This is a genomic window from Corynebacterium meitnerae, from assembly GCF_027570075.1.
GTDB lineage: Bacteria > Actinomycetota > Actinomycetes > Mycobacteriales > Mycobacteriaceae > Corynebacterium > Corynebacterium meitnerae.
The window spans coordinates 259,523-275,314 of record NZ_JAKMUS010000001.1; the positions used below are offsets into that span (position 1 = coordinate 259,523).

A 15,792-nucleotide genomic window follows, 5' to 3' on the forward strand; every position below is an offset into this window, starting at 1 on the left:
GGCCTACCGCCCCTTCGTGATGTTGGCGAATGAAGTGTTGGTGAGCACCGCGAACAGAAGCATCGCGCCGAGGAAGAACTTGAACCAGTCCGGATTCCAGCCGGCGTAGACGATGCCCTGGTTGGTCATGCCGAAGATAAGCGCGCCGATCATCGTGCCGATCGCCGTGCCGCGGCCGCCCTTCATCGCGCAACCGCCGATAACAGCGGCGATGATGTAGAGGAACTCATTGCCCACGCCCTGGCCCGCTTGGATCGAATCGAAGGCGAAGAGCGTGTGCATACCCACGAACCATGCGGCGAAGCCCACTGTCATGAACAGCACGATCTTGACCATGCGGACGGGAACACCAACGGCACGCGCGGCATCCTCATCGCCGCCGACGGCCGTGATCCAGTTGCCGAACTTCGTGCGGAAGAGCACAAACGACGCGATGGCGACGAACAGCAACCACCAGATCACCGTGACGCTGATGCGCACGTTGCCAATGTGGAAGCTGCCAGCGAAGAAGGTGCGCGCGGAGGCGAAGCCCTCCATATCCGCGATGGATGGTGTGGCCACCTGCCCGGTGACGAGCTTGGTCACCGCAAGATTGAGGCCCTGCAACATGAGGAATGCAGCGAGGGTGATGAGGAAGCTGTCAATGCCAGTGCGTGTAACGAGGATGCCGTTGAGCGCACCGATAGCCAGCGCGATGATGAGCGCCAGGCCCGCACCCACCCACGAATTCAAATGCAGGTTGTAATTGAGCATCGATGCCGCCAGCGCCGCGGTGGTCACCGCGACACCGGAGGACAGATCGAATGCCCCGCCGATCATGAGCAATCCCACGGCAAGTGCCACGATGCCGAGCGTGGAGCTGGCATAGAGAATCGTGGCCATCGCCTCAAACGAGCGGAACGCCGGGGCGACCGCCAGGAAGAGACTCAGGATGACCAGGAAGCCGAGCAGACTGGCCAGCTCCGGGCGGCGGATCAGTTTGGCAAAGCCGGTGTGGGTACGTAGTCGATCGTCCGAGTCATGCTCTATCGATTCGTCTGTGACGGTCTGACTCATCGAAGGCCTGCCTTGGCAGCCTCAGCGATCTTCTCCACGTTCTCCTTGTCCACAAAGCTCGGTCCTGTGTAGACCGGCTGGCCACCACCGAAGGTGCCGCCGTTGCGCTTAGCAACCCAGAGGGAATCCACTGCGAGGTAGCCCTGCAGGTACGGCTGCTGGTCCACGGCCCACGCCACGCGGCCATCCGCAATGGCATCCACCAGTTCAGCGTTCGTATCAAACGTGACCACCTGGGCCTTGGCGCCCGCCTGTTTCACTGCCTCCGTCGCGCGCATTGCTACTGGAGCCTGCAGTGCAAAGACGGTGTCAAAGGACTTGTCCTGGGCCAGCTTGGAGTTGATCGTCGACTGGACAGAGGTCAGGTCCTGGCCGTTGACGTACAGCAGCTCAACCTCGCCTTGGAGGCCGTCCTTCACACCGGCACAACGTGCTTCCTGCGAGGAGTTGCCCTGCTCATGGATGACGCAGAGAACCTTGGACTTGCCTTCTTCCTTGAGGCGCTCACCCGCTGCCGTGCCGGCAACTGTTTCGTCCTGGCCGAAGAAGCCGGTGATCCCGTACTTGTCGTACTCCTTCATGCCGGCGTTGAGCCCCACAACCGGAATGCCTGCCTCAGTGGCGAGCTTCGCAGCCGGGCCGATGGCCTCCGCGTTGGGCAGCGTCACCGCGATGCCGTCCACGTTCGAGTCCACGGCGGAACGAACCAGGTTCGCCTGGTTCGGCGCCTGCGGGTCAGAGGAATAACGCAGCTCGATGTTGTCCTTCTTCGCTGCATCCTCGGCGCCCTTGCGCACGAGGTCCCAGTACGTATCACCCGGGGCGCCATGAGTAACCATTGCCACGACGTAGCGCGGGGTGTCTACCCCACCGCCGCCGGTGCCGCCGGCTTCACTGTCGCGCTGTGCGCCGCCCGTGGACGAGCAACCAGCAAGCGAAAGACCTACCGCGGCCGTCAGCGCCGCGACTTTGTACAGCTGAGAGAATTTTTTCATTCATACAGTGTGCCCGCTCGCGCTGGAAAACCCGGTATCCCAAGCGTTCTTTACCGATTAAGTAGCTGGGCTTGCTGTTCTAGTTGAGGTCGGACAATCCTGGGCCCACGGGCTGCTTGTCCAACAACGGTGTCAGCTCAGTCATGGCTTCCTTCATGTCCTCCACGTCCTGCGCGTCCCCCTTGGAATGGCGGAACATGTACGTGGTTGCCGCAGCGTTGCCGAAACTCGTTGAGCAGAAGAACTGGCGCAAGTCCGCCTCCGGATGCTTGGCGCACGCGAAGTACCTGTCCCCGACCGTGAACTCGAACTCATCCCACGCCAGCACCGACTCCCCATCACGCTCTTGCTGCTCCTTGTAGCTTTCCATGTGCAGCGTGCGTTCCTCCTGCGCGCTCTTCTTAGGGTCACCCGGGCACGGATCCTGGCCCAGCGCCTCGTCGTAGTACGAAACACCGACGGAGAATTGCTCAGGGCCATTTTGGTAAAAGTGATTCCATCCTTCATCCATGACGGTGCTGAAGTTCGGGTCATACGGCAAGCCCACGAGCTGTTCCGGCATCTGGTCCAACAGCGCCTTGATGTTCACTTCGGTGGCGCAAGCACCGGGGTCTGCAGTGTCTTGGGTTTCACTTGCCACACCGTTGTTTTGCGTGGCGTTGTTCTGTTCGCTGTTCTTCGCTCCGTCGCCGCTGTCAGCACTGTCCGAACATCCCGCCACCGTCAGTGCCGTCGCTGCCAGAACTGCTGCAATCGTTTTCGCGTTGCGCATTCGTCCTACTTCCCTCGCAATGTCTCGTCGTCTCAGTCGTGCCATGGGATGGAAAAGATCGTGTGCCCGCAAGGCTACACACGACGCAACAGTGCTACCGGGGTTTCTCATCGGCGTATCTCTGGCACCATGAGGAGCGTGTCAAGTTATTTGTGTGTGGGGCTGTTTTTACAGGTATTTGTCGAAGCGGTCGGGGTAGGCCACAGCCATTTGGTTGATGGCTTGTTTCCAGCCGGAAACCCGGGCTCCTTCGACGAGTCGGCCAGCGGTAGCGGAGGCTCGTTTGCCTTCCTTGGCCCGCCGAGCAGCTCGTTTATCTTCAATATTGCAGATCATCAGCCACAGCGTCTTCAGCGCTGAGTCATCATTAGTGAACTGAACCCTATTACGAGTGGCTTTACGCAGCTCATTGTTGAAGGATTCAATTGAATTCGTCGTGTAGATCACCTTCCTTGCTGCCGGCGGGAACTGCAGAAACGGCGTGAACCTCTCCCACGCATCCCGCCACACCTTCACCGACCGTGGGTACTTCTGCCCCAGCTCAGAGACCTCAAACTCATCCAATGCGGCAGCGGCGCTCTGCTCATCCGGGGCGGTATAGACCTTCTTCAACGCCGCTGAGACAGCCTTACGATCACCGTAGGCAACCCACCGGTTAGCAGCCCTGATCAGGTGCACAATACACGTCTGGACCATGGATCCAGGCCAGGTTGCCTCTACTGCTTCTGGTAGGCCTTTGAGCCCGTCACAACAGACGATAAAGACGTCTTTGACCCCACGGTTAGAAAGATTGGCGCACACCTGCGCCCAAAAAGACGCGCCTTCTTCTTTGGCAAGCCACAATCCCAAAATGTGTTTGATGCCGTCAAGGTCCACACCGATAGCCATGTAGGCGGACTTGTTGACAACCCGACCACCGTCGCGGACTTTAATGCGCAATGCATCGAGAAACACCACGGGATAGAACTCGTCTAACTGGCGGTTTTGCCAGACCATGACCTCGTCGAGGACGGCATCGGTGACTGCGGAAATCGTCTCATGGGAAATATCAATCCGCATCGCAGTTGCCATATGGTGCTGGATGTCACGAATTGTCATCCCACCGGCATACAAGCTGACGATCATGTCATCAACGTCAGTCAAACGCCTAGAGCTTTTAGGGACCATGGTCGGCATGAATGTGCCAGCCCGATCTCTAGGGATATCAACAGTAACCGGCCCATAATTAGAATCCACGGTCTTCGGGTAGCTGCCATTGCGGTAGTTATCAGTGCCAGCTAAGGCTTTAGCGCCTCTGTCGCCTGCCTGATATCCCAGGTGGGCGTCCATTTCCGCATTTAGTCCCCTGGTAATCGAGGCTTGCAACATGCCCCGAACTAGGTCATTGGCATCCGTTGTAGACGTGCCTAGTTCATCAATCAGCTTCGCGATTTCAGGGTTAGCAAGCAGCTTCTTTTCAATCGCATCAATCTTGGCCTTATCAGCCGGGTCTCGTCGTGCCACAGTAGTCATTCTGGTCCGTCTCCTCATGCAGGTTGGGAACCCACACACAAACCATCAGACACTCTCACCATGAGTAACAACCTTGGCGCCCATTCGATAGGCTTAGCAGGTTGAATGAACCTGGATGGGAAGTAGGAAGGCATGTCCGTAACGGATTGGGCGCTCGCGATTGACTTTGGCACCTCTAACACCGCCGCGGCTCATACCAATCCGATTCACGGCGCTGTCGAAGCCGTCAACCTTTCCAACGACCAGCGCTCCATGACGTCGTCGGTGTACGTTGACTCCCCTGATCAGATTTCCACCGGCCCCGTCGCGCTCTCGCGCGCGCAAGCCAACCCCAATGGCTACATCCCCGCCCCGAAGCGTCTCATCGGCCAGGATGTGGTGTCCATCAATGGCTACGAAGTCGAGACCGTGGACATCGTCGCTGCCATTTACCGCGATGCAATCGAACGTGCCGCCCGCGCGCACAACGGCACTGCACCGGGCACGCTCCTGCTCACTCACCCTGATGCATGGTCCGAACACGAAGTCAATGCGCTTGCTGAAGCAGCCGTGCGGGCCGGCATCCCGTTTGAGAACATCGTTGTCATCTCCGAACCCCGTGCCGCTGCCGCGTATTACACACGCGATAATGCCCTCGCCGCCGGCAGCAAGATCGCTGTCTTTGACATCGGTGGTGGCACAGTCGACATCGCTGTTTTGGAAGCGAGTAACAGTGGCAAGTTCACCGTTCTTGCTGCTGACGGCAATAACACCATCGGCGGGCGAAGCTTCGACGCCACCATTCGTCGTTGGGTCGACCAGGAACTCGGTTACGTCAACCCTGACCTCCTCAATTACCTGCGCCGCGATGCCAAACTGCGTGAACTTCACGCCCTGGAAACATCCATCCGCGAGGCCAAAGAACTTCTTTCAGACGTCCCCAGCGCAACCATCCCCGTCCACGGCGGCCTGCACGAGGAGCGCCTCCAACTCACCCGTGACGAGCTCAACGAGCTCATTTCCGCTCCCCTGAACCGCGCCATCAACCTCACGGAGCAAACCCTCCGTCGCGGGGGCATCAACTCCCCGGACGACCTCGTGGCCCTCTACCTCACCGGCGGCTCTTCCCGCGTGCCCGCCCTCCACGAGGCACTGAAGAACATCGCCCCAATTGCCACCCTCGACGACCCCAAGACCGTCGTCGCCCAAGGCGCCCTCATCGCGCTCCAGCAAGCCCAGAAACGCCCAGGCACCACCGGAAGCGACCAGAAGCCCGCTCCGAAGAACCCCACGCCGGACACCACCACTCCTGCGCCACAGCCATCTTCCCAGAAGCACTACTTTTCCACGCCAGCCCCGGCACCACAGCCGGTCAAGCCTGCAGCGCCCCAAAACCGGATCAAGCCCAAAGCTGAAGACAAGCCCAAAACGCAGGTCGAAACTCAGCGTGCAAATGACAAGAAGGCCAAGAGCAAAACGGTTAAAAAACGAAGTCGGCTTCTCCTGCGGATATTTGGCGCTGTTTTGGCCATTGCTCTCGTGCTTGCAATTCTTGATTGGTATTCAACATCGATAAAGAACGAGAAAGCCAAAGAAGCCGAAGAACTCGCGATGAGAAGTCAACTGGCCGATTATCCTCAAAGCGTTCTTGAGATGGTCAATCTCTCCGCTTGCGGACAGACAACAATGAGCGACACTTATTTCTGCTTTCCTGAAGCAGAAACCAAGACAACCTACGGATTGGACGGTGACGGCATTGTCTCCATGGGGTTCGAACAGACTGATTTGTATAGATCTCCCTGGAACAACATCCGCTCGTTCTTAGATGAACAGTCGTCCTCCACGTCAGGCTCGACCAATCAGGACATGCAGTCATTCATTCCCGACAAGTACAGCATCAATCCCAGCGGAACAGCTATAACCACTATCGATGATGATGACGGTAACCTGCACTATTACCAAGAAGAAGAGAACGTAGGATTTTTTGTTTACGGTTTCCCGAATTCCACCTACGCCGAGAAATGGGCCAGGGACGCCGGCATCTGGTGGGACTAGCAGTGGGTAGTAGCGTCGCCTAGGACTCAGCGAGGCGCTGCAGCTCGACCTCGGGGTCGAAGTCGGCCTTGGGCCATTCCAGGTTGAGGTCGCGGAGGGCTTGGACGAAAAGGGTCTTCACCACGGTGCGGCAGTAGTCCTTGTTGTCAGACGGGATGCAGTACCAAGGGGCGACGTCGGTGGAGGTGCGCTTTAGGGCGATCTCGTATGCTTCCTGGAATTCGTCCCAGAGGCGGCGATCGTCGATATCGCCTGGGTTATACTTCCAGTGCTTGTCCGGGCGCTCAATGCGCTTGCGGAGGTTCTCTGCCTGGAATTCTTTGGAGATGTGTGGCATGACCTTGATGATCTTCGTGCCGTTGGCAGCGGCTTTGGCTTCAAAATCGACGATGGCGTCGTAGCGGCGTTCAATCTCCTCCGGCGGGGCCATCTGCTTGACGCGCTGGACCAACACGTCCTCGTAATGGGAACGGTCAAACACGCTGATCATGCCCGGCTTGGGCAGGTGCGGCTCAATGCGCCAGAGGAAGTCGTGTTTCAGTTCTTCTTCCGTTGGTTTGCCGAAGGCCTTGATGTGCACGCCTTGCGGGTCCATCGTCTCACCCACAACGTTGCGGATGATGCCACCCTTGCCGGCAGTGTCCATGCCCTGCAGGACCAAGAGAATGGAACCGGCGTTCTCATTGCCCGCACGGCCATTGGCGTACAAGCACTCCTGGAGTTCATCGAGCTCATCGTCGAATTCATCAAAAGCATCTTCAACGTTGTCCTCACTCACACCCGGGGTGGACGCGGGGTCAACGCTAGCAAGCACGAAATCCTCGCTAACACGAAGTGCTTCTGCTTCCTTGATGGATACCTTGGCCACGATGAGCCTCCCTCCTACTCCTGCTCGACTGCAGGTGCTTCGTTAGTGTCGGTGGTTGCCGGTTCCGGTTCAGTGGTCGCTTCTGGTTCGATGGCCTCGACGGGTGCGTCAATCTCATCTTCTTCAGCGAAGCCGATGAGTCCGGTCTCCCCGGTGATGATATCGGGGGCGTCGGCGGAGTTGGCCTGAACAATGTCATCGATCACGGCGTGGATGTACGGCGGGGCGTTGTCGCCGGCGTATTCCACGGACATCTCCATCGCGTTGGAGATGGAGATGGAAGGGTCGACGTCAGGGTTGTACAGAACCTCCCACGTAGCCACGCGCAGGATGGCGCGATCGACAGCCGGCAGGCGGTTGAGCTCCCAGTTCTCAGAGAGGAAACGCTCAATCGACTCGTCGATCTCATCGAGGTTCTCCGCGGCACCCACGATGATCTCACGGGTGTAGTCAGCAACAGGAGCCACGGCATTCGCCGGGTCCTCAGCCAGCTTGATGCGATCCTCAACGATGGCTACGGGATCCAGGTCGCGGGTCTCGGCCTCGAAGAGGATGTCTACAGCGCGGCGGCGTGCACGGTAACGCGCACCATGACGTTTGTAATCAGACATGTTGTAAAAAGTTGGAAAGTTGGGAGAAGCGGGCCCAGCTTGAGCCCGCTTCAATGGAAGAAACTAGAGGTAGTGCCTAGTTGTTCACGCGAGACAGGTACTCACCCGTGCGGGTGTCCACCTTGACCACGTTGCCGGTCTCCAGGAACAGCGGAACCTGGATCTCAGCGCCGGTCTCCAGCTTCGCCGGCTTGGTGCCACCGGTGGAGCGGTCGCCCTGCAGGCCCGGATCGGTGTGCTCGATCTTCAGGTCCACGGAGATCGGCAGCTCAGCAAACAGAGCCTCACCCTCGTGGAAGGAAACCTGTACGCGCATGTTCTCCAGGAGGAAGCGAGCAGCGTCGCCGAACTTGTCCTCCGGCAGCTCGTACTGCTCGTAGGTCTTGTCGTCCATGACAACGTAGTTCTGGCCATCGTTGTACAGGTAGGTCATGTCGCGACGGTCAACCGTTGCGGTTTCCACCTTGACGCCTGCGTTCCAGGTCTTGTCCACGGTCTTGCCGGAGACGACGTCCTTCAGCTTCGTGCGCACGAAAGCAGGGCCCTTGCCCGGCTTCACGTGCTGGAACTCGATGATCTGCTGGAGCTTGCCGTCAATCTTGAGCACAAGGCCGTTCTTGAAATCAGCGGTGGTTGCCACGAAATAATCTCCCTTGAAGTAGATCTGGCTGTGTTAAAACAAGCCCATGCTACACCACTGATCAGCACATGCTTAAGGCAGCGTGGCCGGATTAGAGGACAGTCAGGTCTTTCGGGAACTGCGTGATCACTCGTGGCGCACCGGAGGTGATCACCAACGTGTCCTCAATACGCACGCCACCACGGCCCGGCACGTAGATGCCTGGCTCAATGGTCAGCGTCATATTTTCTTCCAGCGAGCCGTCCGCGCGCGTGGATGCGGCCGGCCCCTCATGCACGTCAAGGCCAATACCGTGGCCGGTGGAGTGAACGAAGTATTCGCCGTAGCCAGCAGCATCAATGATGTCGCGGCAGGCCTTGTCCACCTCAACGAGGGGACGGCCAGGCGTTGCTGCGAACACGCCAGCCTTCTGGGCCTCGAGCACGGTCTCATAGATCTCACGGGAGAACTCCGTGACATGCCCGATGATGAACGTGCGGGTCATATCCGAGTTGAAGCCGCGGTAGTGTGCGCCAAAATCAATCGTGACAATGTCGCCATCCTCAATCACACGCTCCCCCGCGCCATGGTGCGGCAGCGCCGAGTTCGGGCCGGAAGCAACAATGGTGTCAAAGCTCGGGCGCTCCGCACCCAGCACACGCATGCGGTACTCAAGGTCAGCAGCAACGTCACGCTCCGCGCGTCCCGCCCGCAGCTCCCCTGCCTCGATGAGACCGGTCAGCGCATCAACAGCAATCTGCGCTGCCTCTTCCAGGCGGGCCAGCTCGTAACGGTCCTTGCGCAGCCGGATCTCCTCAATCGCCCCATCAACGGGAACAAGGGTGACACCATCCGGGCAGGCCTTCTTCATCGCTTCGAGTTCAGCCACAGTGGTGCGTGCTGCATCAAAGCCCACGCGCCACCCCTCCGGCACCGTGGCAATAAGTGCTTCTGCCCCATTGCGCACGATCATGGCCTCAATGTCCTTGACCTCTTCGGCGATCTGCGTGGTGTAGCGCCCATCCGTCGCAATAGCGGCAGACAGATCCTTGTTCACCAACAGCGCACCAGCGGAGCCGGAGAAGCCAGACAAGTAGCGCACGTTCGTCGGGTGCGTGACCAAGAAGGAATCAATGCGCCTGCCCGCCAGCTTTGCGGACAACGCGCGCCGACGGGTCAGGAACCGGGAATCAGCGAAACTCATGAGATCCTCCTCAAAAAGTACTCAAGCGCGAGCTCATAACCATGAATGCCCAGGCCGGCAATCACGCCGATGGCAATGGGCGTCAAGTACGAATGGTGGCGGAACTCCTCACGCGCGTGCACGTTGGAGATGTGCACTTCGATGAAGCCCGCAGCGTCACTGATCTCTGCCAGTGCATCACGTAGCGCAACGGAGGTGTGGGTGAAGCCACCGGGGTTGATAATCACGGCGGCGCCGTTATCGGCAGCCTCATGCACCGCGCTAATAAGATCGCCCTCGTGATTGGACTGGCAGAAGATCAGCTCCACGCGATCACCAGCGAGCGCGCGTAGACGCTGCTCAACATCCGCCAGTGTCGTCGAGCCATAGATCTCCGGCTGGCGCTTGCCCAACCGGTTCAGGTTTGGCCCATTGAGCACATAAACCTTCACGTCACACCCTCCTTAGATTCTGCACATTCTGTGCCGTTGCGTTGTCTCAGCTCAGTTGCGTGAGCTCAGTGTACGCCTGACGCATCTCCTCAATCGTCGCATCTTCCAGGCGAGACGGTATGCCAATGCCTTCGAGGACGACGAAACGGATGCGGCCATCGCGGTTCTTCTTATCGTGCGTCATGCCCTCGTACAGCTCATCAAAAGCATCCGGGTCGTAGGTCACCGGAAGGCCCACGCTCGTGAGGATGTCGCGGTGGAGGGCAACCACTGAATCGCTGATAAGCCCCCTGTTCTTCGCCAGCAGAGCGACAAACATCATGCCCACGGCGACGGCATTGCCGTGACGCCAGCGGTAATCCTCGCGCTTCTCCAGCGCGTGCCCGAGCGTGTGCCCATAGTTGAGGATTTCGCGTAACGACGATTCCTTCAGGTCCTCACTCACCACCTTGGCCTTGACCGCGACAGACCTTTCAATGAGTTCGGCGATCTTGTTCTTGGGCACGTCATCACCCTGCTGGTAGATCTCCAGAATCACGGGATCGGCGATGAAACCGGTCTTGATGATCTCGGCGGAACCGGCAACGAATTCCTCGTGCGCGAGGGTGTCCAGGCGGTCCAGATCAATGAAGACAGAATCCGGCTCATGGAAAGCACCAACGAGGTTCTTGCCCGCGTCCGTGTTGATACCGGTCTTACCGCCCACGGCCGCATCCACCATGGCGAGCAGCGTCGTGGGCACCTGAATGACCTTGATACCGCGCATCCACGTTGCGGCAGCGAAACCAGCGAGGTCCGTGGTTGCGCCCCCGCCAAGGCCCAGCACAACACCCTGGCGGGAGAAATTCTTCTCGCCGAAGAGATCCCACAGGCCGCTCAAAACCGTCAGTGACTTGCCGTCTTCCGCATCGGGAATCTCCGCGAGGGTGACCTCTACCCCATTCGCGGTAATGAGATCACGGAGCTTCTCCGCCACCGGAGCCAGTGGGCCCTGGTGAATGATCGCGGCCTGACGTGCGCCCGTGTCCGCTACGCGCGCAGCGATCTGCTCATCGAGTCCTGCACCAATGTGCACGTCATACGGGTTTGGGCCAGTGACACTGATAACAGACATGGTGAAAAGCCTTCTTCGCGGATCGGTGGTTGTTACTCGTTGATTATTGCTACTGCGCGCTGCGCGTGGGCCGGAATCAGCGGGATTCGATGAGGTTAAGAATCTCCGCGACAAGACGCTGCGGTGGGCGCGAATCCGTGCGTACTCGGTGCATAGCCACCTCGCGGTACAACGGCTCACGTGTTTCCAGCAGTGCGCGGTAATGCTCCACCGGATCTTCGGCGTTGAGCACCGGGCGCGAATTGTTACCGGAGGTGCGGCGCACACCTTCTTCCACGGACACATCAATCCACACCACGGTGTGAGCTTGCAAGAGTGTGCGCGTGGATTCCGTAACCACGGCACCACCGCCCAAGCTGACCACACCGCCGGATGCCAGTGAGCGTGCAACGTACTCAGCCTCAACCTCGCGGAAGCGCTCCTCGCCGAGCTCTGAGTAGACCTCCCCCGTGGGCTTACCTTCGCCCTTGGCAATGAGGTCATCAGAGTCCACCAACGGCAGATTCAATGCGCGTGCGAGACGGCGACCAATCGTGGACTTCCCAGCACCCGGAGGGCCAACCAGGACAACGCGTGGGGAGCCATGGACAACCTGCTCGCTGCCATTGCCCTCCACAACATCACCCGTGGTGTGTGGCTGAACCGGACGGTTCGGTGGCGGTCCGGGCTTCGGCACAGCCGGGGGAACCGGATTAGTCATCGCTGTCCCCTTCGAAAGCCAGACGGTCCGCCACGTATTGCTTGTACGCCTCCACGTTGCGCTTCGTTTCCTCAATGCTGTCGCCGCCAAACTTCTCCAACACTGCGCGTGCCAGAACAAGTGCCACCATGGCTTCAGCAACCACGCCAGCTGCCGGCACAGCACACACATCGGAGCGCTGGTGAATCGCCGTTGCGGCGTCACCGGAGGACATATCCACGGTTTTCAGTGCGCGCGGAACAGTGGAGATCGGCTTCATCGCGGCACGCACACGCAGGGCTTCCCCATTGGTCATGCCACCCTCAAGGCCACCGGCACGGTTGGTCTCACGGCGCACACCGTCACCGTCGCGCACCATCTCATCGTGGGCTTCGCTGCCACGACGGCGTGCTTCCTCAAAACCATCGCCGACCTCAACGCCCTTGATCGCCTGGATGCCCATGAGCGCTGCAGCCAGCTGCGCATCCAAGCGTGCATCACCAGAGACGTGGGAACCCAGGCCAATCGGCAGGCCTTCCACGATCACCTCGACGATGCCGCCGAGGGTGTCGCCCTGCTTCTTTGCGGACTCAATTTCAGCGATCATGGACGCTTCAGCTTCTTCGCCGAATGCGCGGACCGGAGAGGCGTCGATACGCTCAATGTCCTCGAACGTGGGAAGCGGGCCTGTGTACGGCTCAGAGGCACCGATGGAAATGACGTGCGAGAGCACCTCCACGCCAAGGACCTCACGCAGGAAGGAACGCGCGATCGTTGCGGCCGCCACGCGCGACGCAGTTTCGCGTGCCGACGACCTCTCCAACACCGGACGCGCCGCATCAAAGCCGTACTTGATCATGCCGGCGAAATCGGCGTGACCCGGCCGCGGGCGCGTCAGTGCTGCACCGCGGCCGGAGCTCATCGCCTTGGCCACCTCTGGGTCTTCTATGTCCAACTCATGCGGGGACATGATGGTGGTCCACTTCGGCCACTCCGTATTGCCAATCATCACAGCGATCGGGCTACCAATCGTTTTCCCGTGGATGACACCGGAAAGAACCGTGAGCTCGTCCTGCTCAAACTTCATACGCGCGCCACGGCCGTAGCCAAGGCGGCGGCGTGCAAGTTGGTGGCCGATCTCCTCAGTGGAGACAGTGACCCCAGCCGGCATGTTTTCAACCATCGCGATAAGCGCCTGACCGTGGGATTCACCTGCAGTAGTCCATCGAAGCATGCAGGCATTGTCTCACATGAACTACACAGTCTCACGTAAGGGCGCACGTAATAGCCACGATCCACGCGGCCACGATCATCGAAGGACCATGCGCCATGCCAGGTTTGCGGGTGAGCAGCAGTGCAAGGGCGGTGATCATGCTGCTTAGCAACATCACACCCAGCACGCCTGCAAGTCCGCCGGCAAGCGCCACGGCCACACCCAGTGGCAATGCGAGTTTGATGTCACCACCACCGATGCCAGGGCTGACGCTCAGAGCTGCACTGCTTTCGGCGGTCCCGACAGGGACGGCTACTGCCGTGAGAACATACAGCCCCGGCCACAGCAGGCCCCACCACCCAGTGGGAAAGAAAAAGCACAGGGCTACGGCTATTACTCCCGCCGGAAGCGTCAACGCATTGGGCAACCGCTGCTGGCGGAGGTCAACGATGACGAGTGCTACGGACCATGCGAGCGCTAGTAGCGCTGCTACAGCCAGCGCGGCTGGATGTGCGTGTGCAGCCAGGTGTATGTACGTGGCATTTCCCCCAAACATGGTGATCCACCCCCAGATCAGTGTGTGGGGCTTAAGCCTACCTGCGATTCTGGCGTGTCACACCGGTTGGGGATACCCAGCCGACATGACGGAACAATGCCTCACGCATCTCTTCTCGCGGTGCGTCCACACCGGTGAATTGCTCGAACTGGGAGTAAGACTGGCAGGCCAGCATGACCAAACCCCCGACGGTCAGGTGGCCGTTCGACGCAGCACATGTAGCCAGTGGGGTTGGCCAGGGGTTGTAAATCACGTCGAGGACCGGGGCATGGCCAAGTTCCGCATAACGCGTTTCTAGAACCTTTGCCGGGACGGTAGAGATGATTGCGTCCACTCCCAGGGCAAGGTCGCGGAGGTCACGCTCAAAGTTGATGAACTCCGCTTCCACCCCGGTGTTCTCCAGCAGCGGAAGGAGCTCTTCTGACCTGTCAGAGCGGTTGAGCACCGTCACCTTGTCCACACCGCGCTGGGTCAGTGCCCACAGCGCGGGACGCGCGGTACCACCGCTGCCGATGAGAAGGACATGGCCGAGCTCCTTCTCCCCCACGAGCTCATTGAGAGCACCGGAGATACCTTCGCAGTCCGTGTTGTCTGCGCGCCAGATAGAACTGCCGTCACGGGTCTCCCACACCAAGGTGTTCGCTGAGCCAATAGCGCGTGCACGTTCAGTGACCTCATCGGCGAATTCCAGTGCCGCGAACTTGCCCGGCATAGTCACGGAGAAACCCCGGTAGCTCACATCAGCATGACCGACGATCTCCGGCAACTGCTCTGCCGTGCACTCAATCCGCTCGTAGTGCCAGCCATCAAGACCAGCGGCGGCGTAGCCAGCAGAGTGCAGCACTGGAGACAGCGAGTGCTCAATCGGGCTACCGAGCACCGCCGCACGGTATGTCGATTCCGGTGAGGGGGTGGCTTGCTGATCGGCCTCGGGAGCACTCATTGCTGCCTGTTCTTTCTAGTTCGTCGTTGCTCTAGCGCTGGGAGTCCAAGATGCCGGACTCGTATGCACGCTGCACAGCATCCTGGTGCTCTTCGAAGGTGTTGGTAAACAGCGTGGTACCGGTCTTGTCGATGGTGACGAAGAAGAGCCACTCACCTTCAGCCGGGTTCTCCATCGCACGAATCGCTTCCTCGGACGGGGAGGCAATCGGCGTATCCGGCAGACCATCCTTGGCGTAGGTGTTCCACGGGGTCTCGCGCTTACGGTCCGAATCACCGGTAGCAACCTCAACGGACTCCAAGTCGTAATTCACCGTGGAGTCAAACTCCAGGCGCATCGGGGCAGCCAGACGGTTCAGAATCACGCGGGCAACCTTGTCAAACTCTCCTGCCGGCGCTTCACGCTCCACCAGGGATGCAGCGATGAGAAGCTCGTACGGGCTCAAACCAATCGCCTGCGCACGGCCAACGATGTCGGTGCCGTTGTACATCTTCGCCGAACGGGTGATCAGGTCCGTCAGGATCGTCTTCGCGTCAGCATTGGGGTTCACCACGTACTCGCCCGGTGCAATCAAGCCCTCAAGGCGCTTCGGGTCACCAGCACGTGCGCTCACTGGGCCCAGTGCCCACTCAGGGACACCAAGCTCAGACGGATCAGCATTCGCTGCCACTTCCTGCAGCTGCTCAACGTTGATGCAGCCGGCCCCCTTACCGTCCTCACCACACGTCACTCGGGAGATGCTGGAGAAGATCCCGTAGCGGACATCGCCGCCGACCACGCGGACGTCGTTAAGCGTCAAGCCCCCTGGAATCTTCAACATCTCAATGCGCGTGGCCGGATCGAGCAAGGCCGCAACCGCGGACTTCGCGCTCATCTTCTCCTGCAGGCGGTAGAAACCCGGCTGGATGTTGTCCGAATCCGGATTAGACATCACAGCGGACTGGAAAGCCTGATTCGAGCGAACAACCCCAAGCTCCTCCAACGTCGGACCTAGCGCGGTCAGGTTGGAGCCCTCCGGGATCTCCACGATCTGCTCCACACCATTGCCATCGCCTTTGAAATCCGCGCCCGACGAGGACGAGCGGGCAACGCCGATGTACACCACTGCTCCGAGGATCAGCAGAATGGACACAATAAGCACCGCAACACCGCGGGTGCGCCCTTGAGAGGTTTGTGCCATGCTCA

General features: G+C 59.6%; 16 protein-coding genes. 1 reads left to right on the forward strand and 15 read right to left on the reverse strand.

Features of this window, described 5'->3' with window-relative positions; genetic code table 11:
• Positions 1 to 3 precede the first annotated feature (3 nt).
• The 4 genes from L8U60_RS01260 to L8U60_RS01275 all read right to left on the reverse strand — a co-directional run bounded on the left by L8U60_RS01260 (position 4) and on the right by L8U60_RS01275 (position 4,335).
• Positions 4 to 1,056 (reverse strand): ABC transporter permease, encoded by a 1,053-nt coding sequence (locus L8U60_RS01260; protein ID WP_269964567.1) that lies wholly within the window; start codon positions 1,054 to 1,056, stop codon positions 4 to 6.
• On the reverse strand, positions 1,053 to 2,051 hold the full coding sequence (locus L8U60_RS01265; RefSeq protein ID WP_269964568.1) for a substrate-binding domain-containing protein: 999 nt from the start codon (positions 2,049 to 2,051) through the stop codon (positions 1,053 to 1,055). Before L8U60_RS01265 ends, L8U60_RS01260 begins: the two co-directional genes overlap by 4 nt.
• Positions 2,052 to 2,130: 79 nt before the next feature.
• Positions 2,131 to 2,823: a hypothetical protein gene (locus L8U60_RS01270; RefSeq protein ID WP_269964569.1), complete on the reverse strand. Its 693-nt coding sequence runs from the start codon at positions 2,821 to 2,823 to the stop codon at positions 2,131 to 2,133.
• Positions 2,824 to 2,991: 168 nt separating this feature from the next.
• Positions 2,992 to 4,335: an IS256 family transposase gene (locus L8U60_RS01275; RefSeq protein ID WP_269964570.1), complete on the reverse strand. Its 1,344-nt coding sequence runs from the start codon at positions 4,333 to 4,335 to the stop codon at positions 2,992 to 2,994.
• A 132-nt stretch (positions 4,336 to 4,467) separates the two neighbouring features.
• Here L8U60_RS01275 and L8U60_RS01280 point away from each other — a divergent pair, with 132 nt between their 5' ends.
• A complete protein-coding gene (locus L8U60_RS01280) occupies positions 4,468 to 6,369 on the forward strand; it encodes an Hsp70 family protein (RefSeq protein WP_269964571.1) in 1,902 nt (633 codons plus the stop codon).
• A 19-nt stretch (positions 6,370 to 6,388) separates the two neighbouring features.
• On the opposite strand, the gene L8U60_RS01285 is transcribed toward L8U60_RS01280, so the two are convergent.
• From L8U60_RS01285 to L8U60_RS01335, 11 genes are all read right to left on the reverse strand, one after another.
• Positions 6,389 to 7,237, reverse strand: coding sequence for a PPK2 family polyphosphate kinase (locus L8U60_RS01285; protein ID WP_269964572.1), 849 nt, complete (start codon positions 7,235 to 7,237; stop codon positions 6,389 to 6,391).
• A 14-nt stretch (positions 7,238 to 7,251) separates the two neighbouring features.
• Positions 7,252 to 7,848, reverse strand: coding sequence for a transcription antitermination factor NusB (gene nusB / locus L8U60_RS01290; protein ID WP_269964573.1), 597 nt, complete (start codon positions 7,846 to 7,848; stop codon positions 7,252 to 7,254).
• 76 nt (positions 7,849 to 7,924) lie between these two features.
• Entirely contained in the window at positions 7,925 to 8,488 is a 564-nt protein-coding gene (gene efp / locus L8U60_RS01295) for an elongation factor P (protein WP_269964574.1), read from the reverse strand.
• Positions 8,489 to 8,579: 91 nt separating this feature from the next.
• Positions 8,580 to 9,671, reverse strand: coding sequence for a M24 family metallopeptidase (locus L8U60_RS01300; protein ID WP_269964575.1), 1,092 nt, complete (start codon positions 9,669 to 9,671; stop codon positions 8,580 to 8,582).
• A complete protein-coding gene (gene aroQ, locus L8U60_RS01305; protein ID WP_269964576.1) occupies positions 9,668 to 10,102 on the reverse strand; it encodes a type II 3-dehydroquinate dehydratase in 435 nt (144 codons plus the stop codon). The genes L8U60_RS01300 and aroQ overlap by 4 nt, the downstream gene beginning before the upstream one ends.
• A 46-nt stretch (positions 10,103 to 10,148) precedes the next feature.
• Positions 10,149 to 11,216 (reverse strand): 3-dehydroquinate synthase, encoded by a 1,068-nt coding sequence (aroB, locus tag L8U60_RS01310; protein WP_269964577.1) that lies wholly within the window; start codon positions 11,214 to 11,216, stop codon positions 10,149 to 10,151.
• Between the two features lie 76 nt (positions 11,217 to 11,292).
• Positions 11,293 to 11,916 (reverse strand): shikimate kinase, encoded by a 624-nt coding sequence (locus tag L8U60_RS01315; protein ID WP_269964578.1) that lies wholly within the window; start codon positions 11,914 to 11,916, stop codon positions 11,293 to 11,295.
• Positions 11,909 to 13,129 carry a chorismate synthase gene (aroC, locus tag L8U60_RS01320; protein ID WP_269964579.1) on the reverse strand — a complete coding sequence of 407 codons (1,221 nt, stop codon included), beginning with the start codon at positions 13,127 to 13,129 and terminating at the stop codon, positions 11,909 to 11,911. Before aroC ends, L8U60_RS01315 begins: the two co-directional genes overlap by 8 nt.
• A gap of 31 nt (positions 13,130 to 13,160) precedes the next feature.
• Entirely contained in the window at positions 13,161 to 13,664 is a 504-nt protein-coding gene (locus L8U60_RS01325) for a prepilin peptidase (RefSeq protein WP_269964580.1), read from the reverse strand.
• 37 nt (positions 13,665 to 13,701) lie between these two features.
• Positions 13,702 to 14,607, reverse strand: a complete 906-nt coding sequence (locus L8U60_RS01330; protein WP_269964581.1) for a shikimate dehydrogenase — start codon at positions 14,605 to 14,607, stop codon at positions 13,702 to 13,704.
• Positions 14,608 to 14,638: 31 nt separating this feature from the next.
• Positions 14,639 to 15,787, reverse strand: a complete 1,149-nt coding sequence (locus tag L8U60_RS01335; protein ID WP_274708387.1) for an endolytic transglycosylase MltG — start codon at positions 15,785 to 15,787, stop codon at positions 14,639 to 14,641.
• Between the last annotated feature and the right edge of the window lie 5 nt (positions 15,788 to 15,792).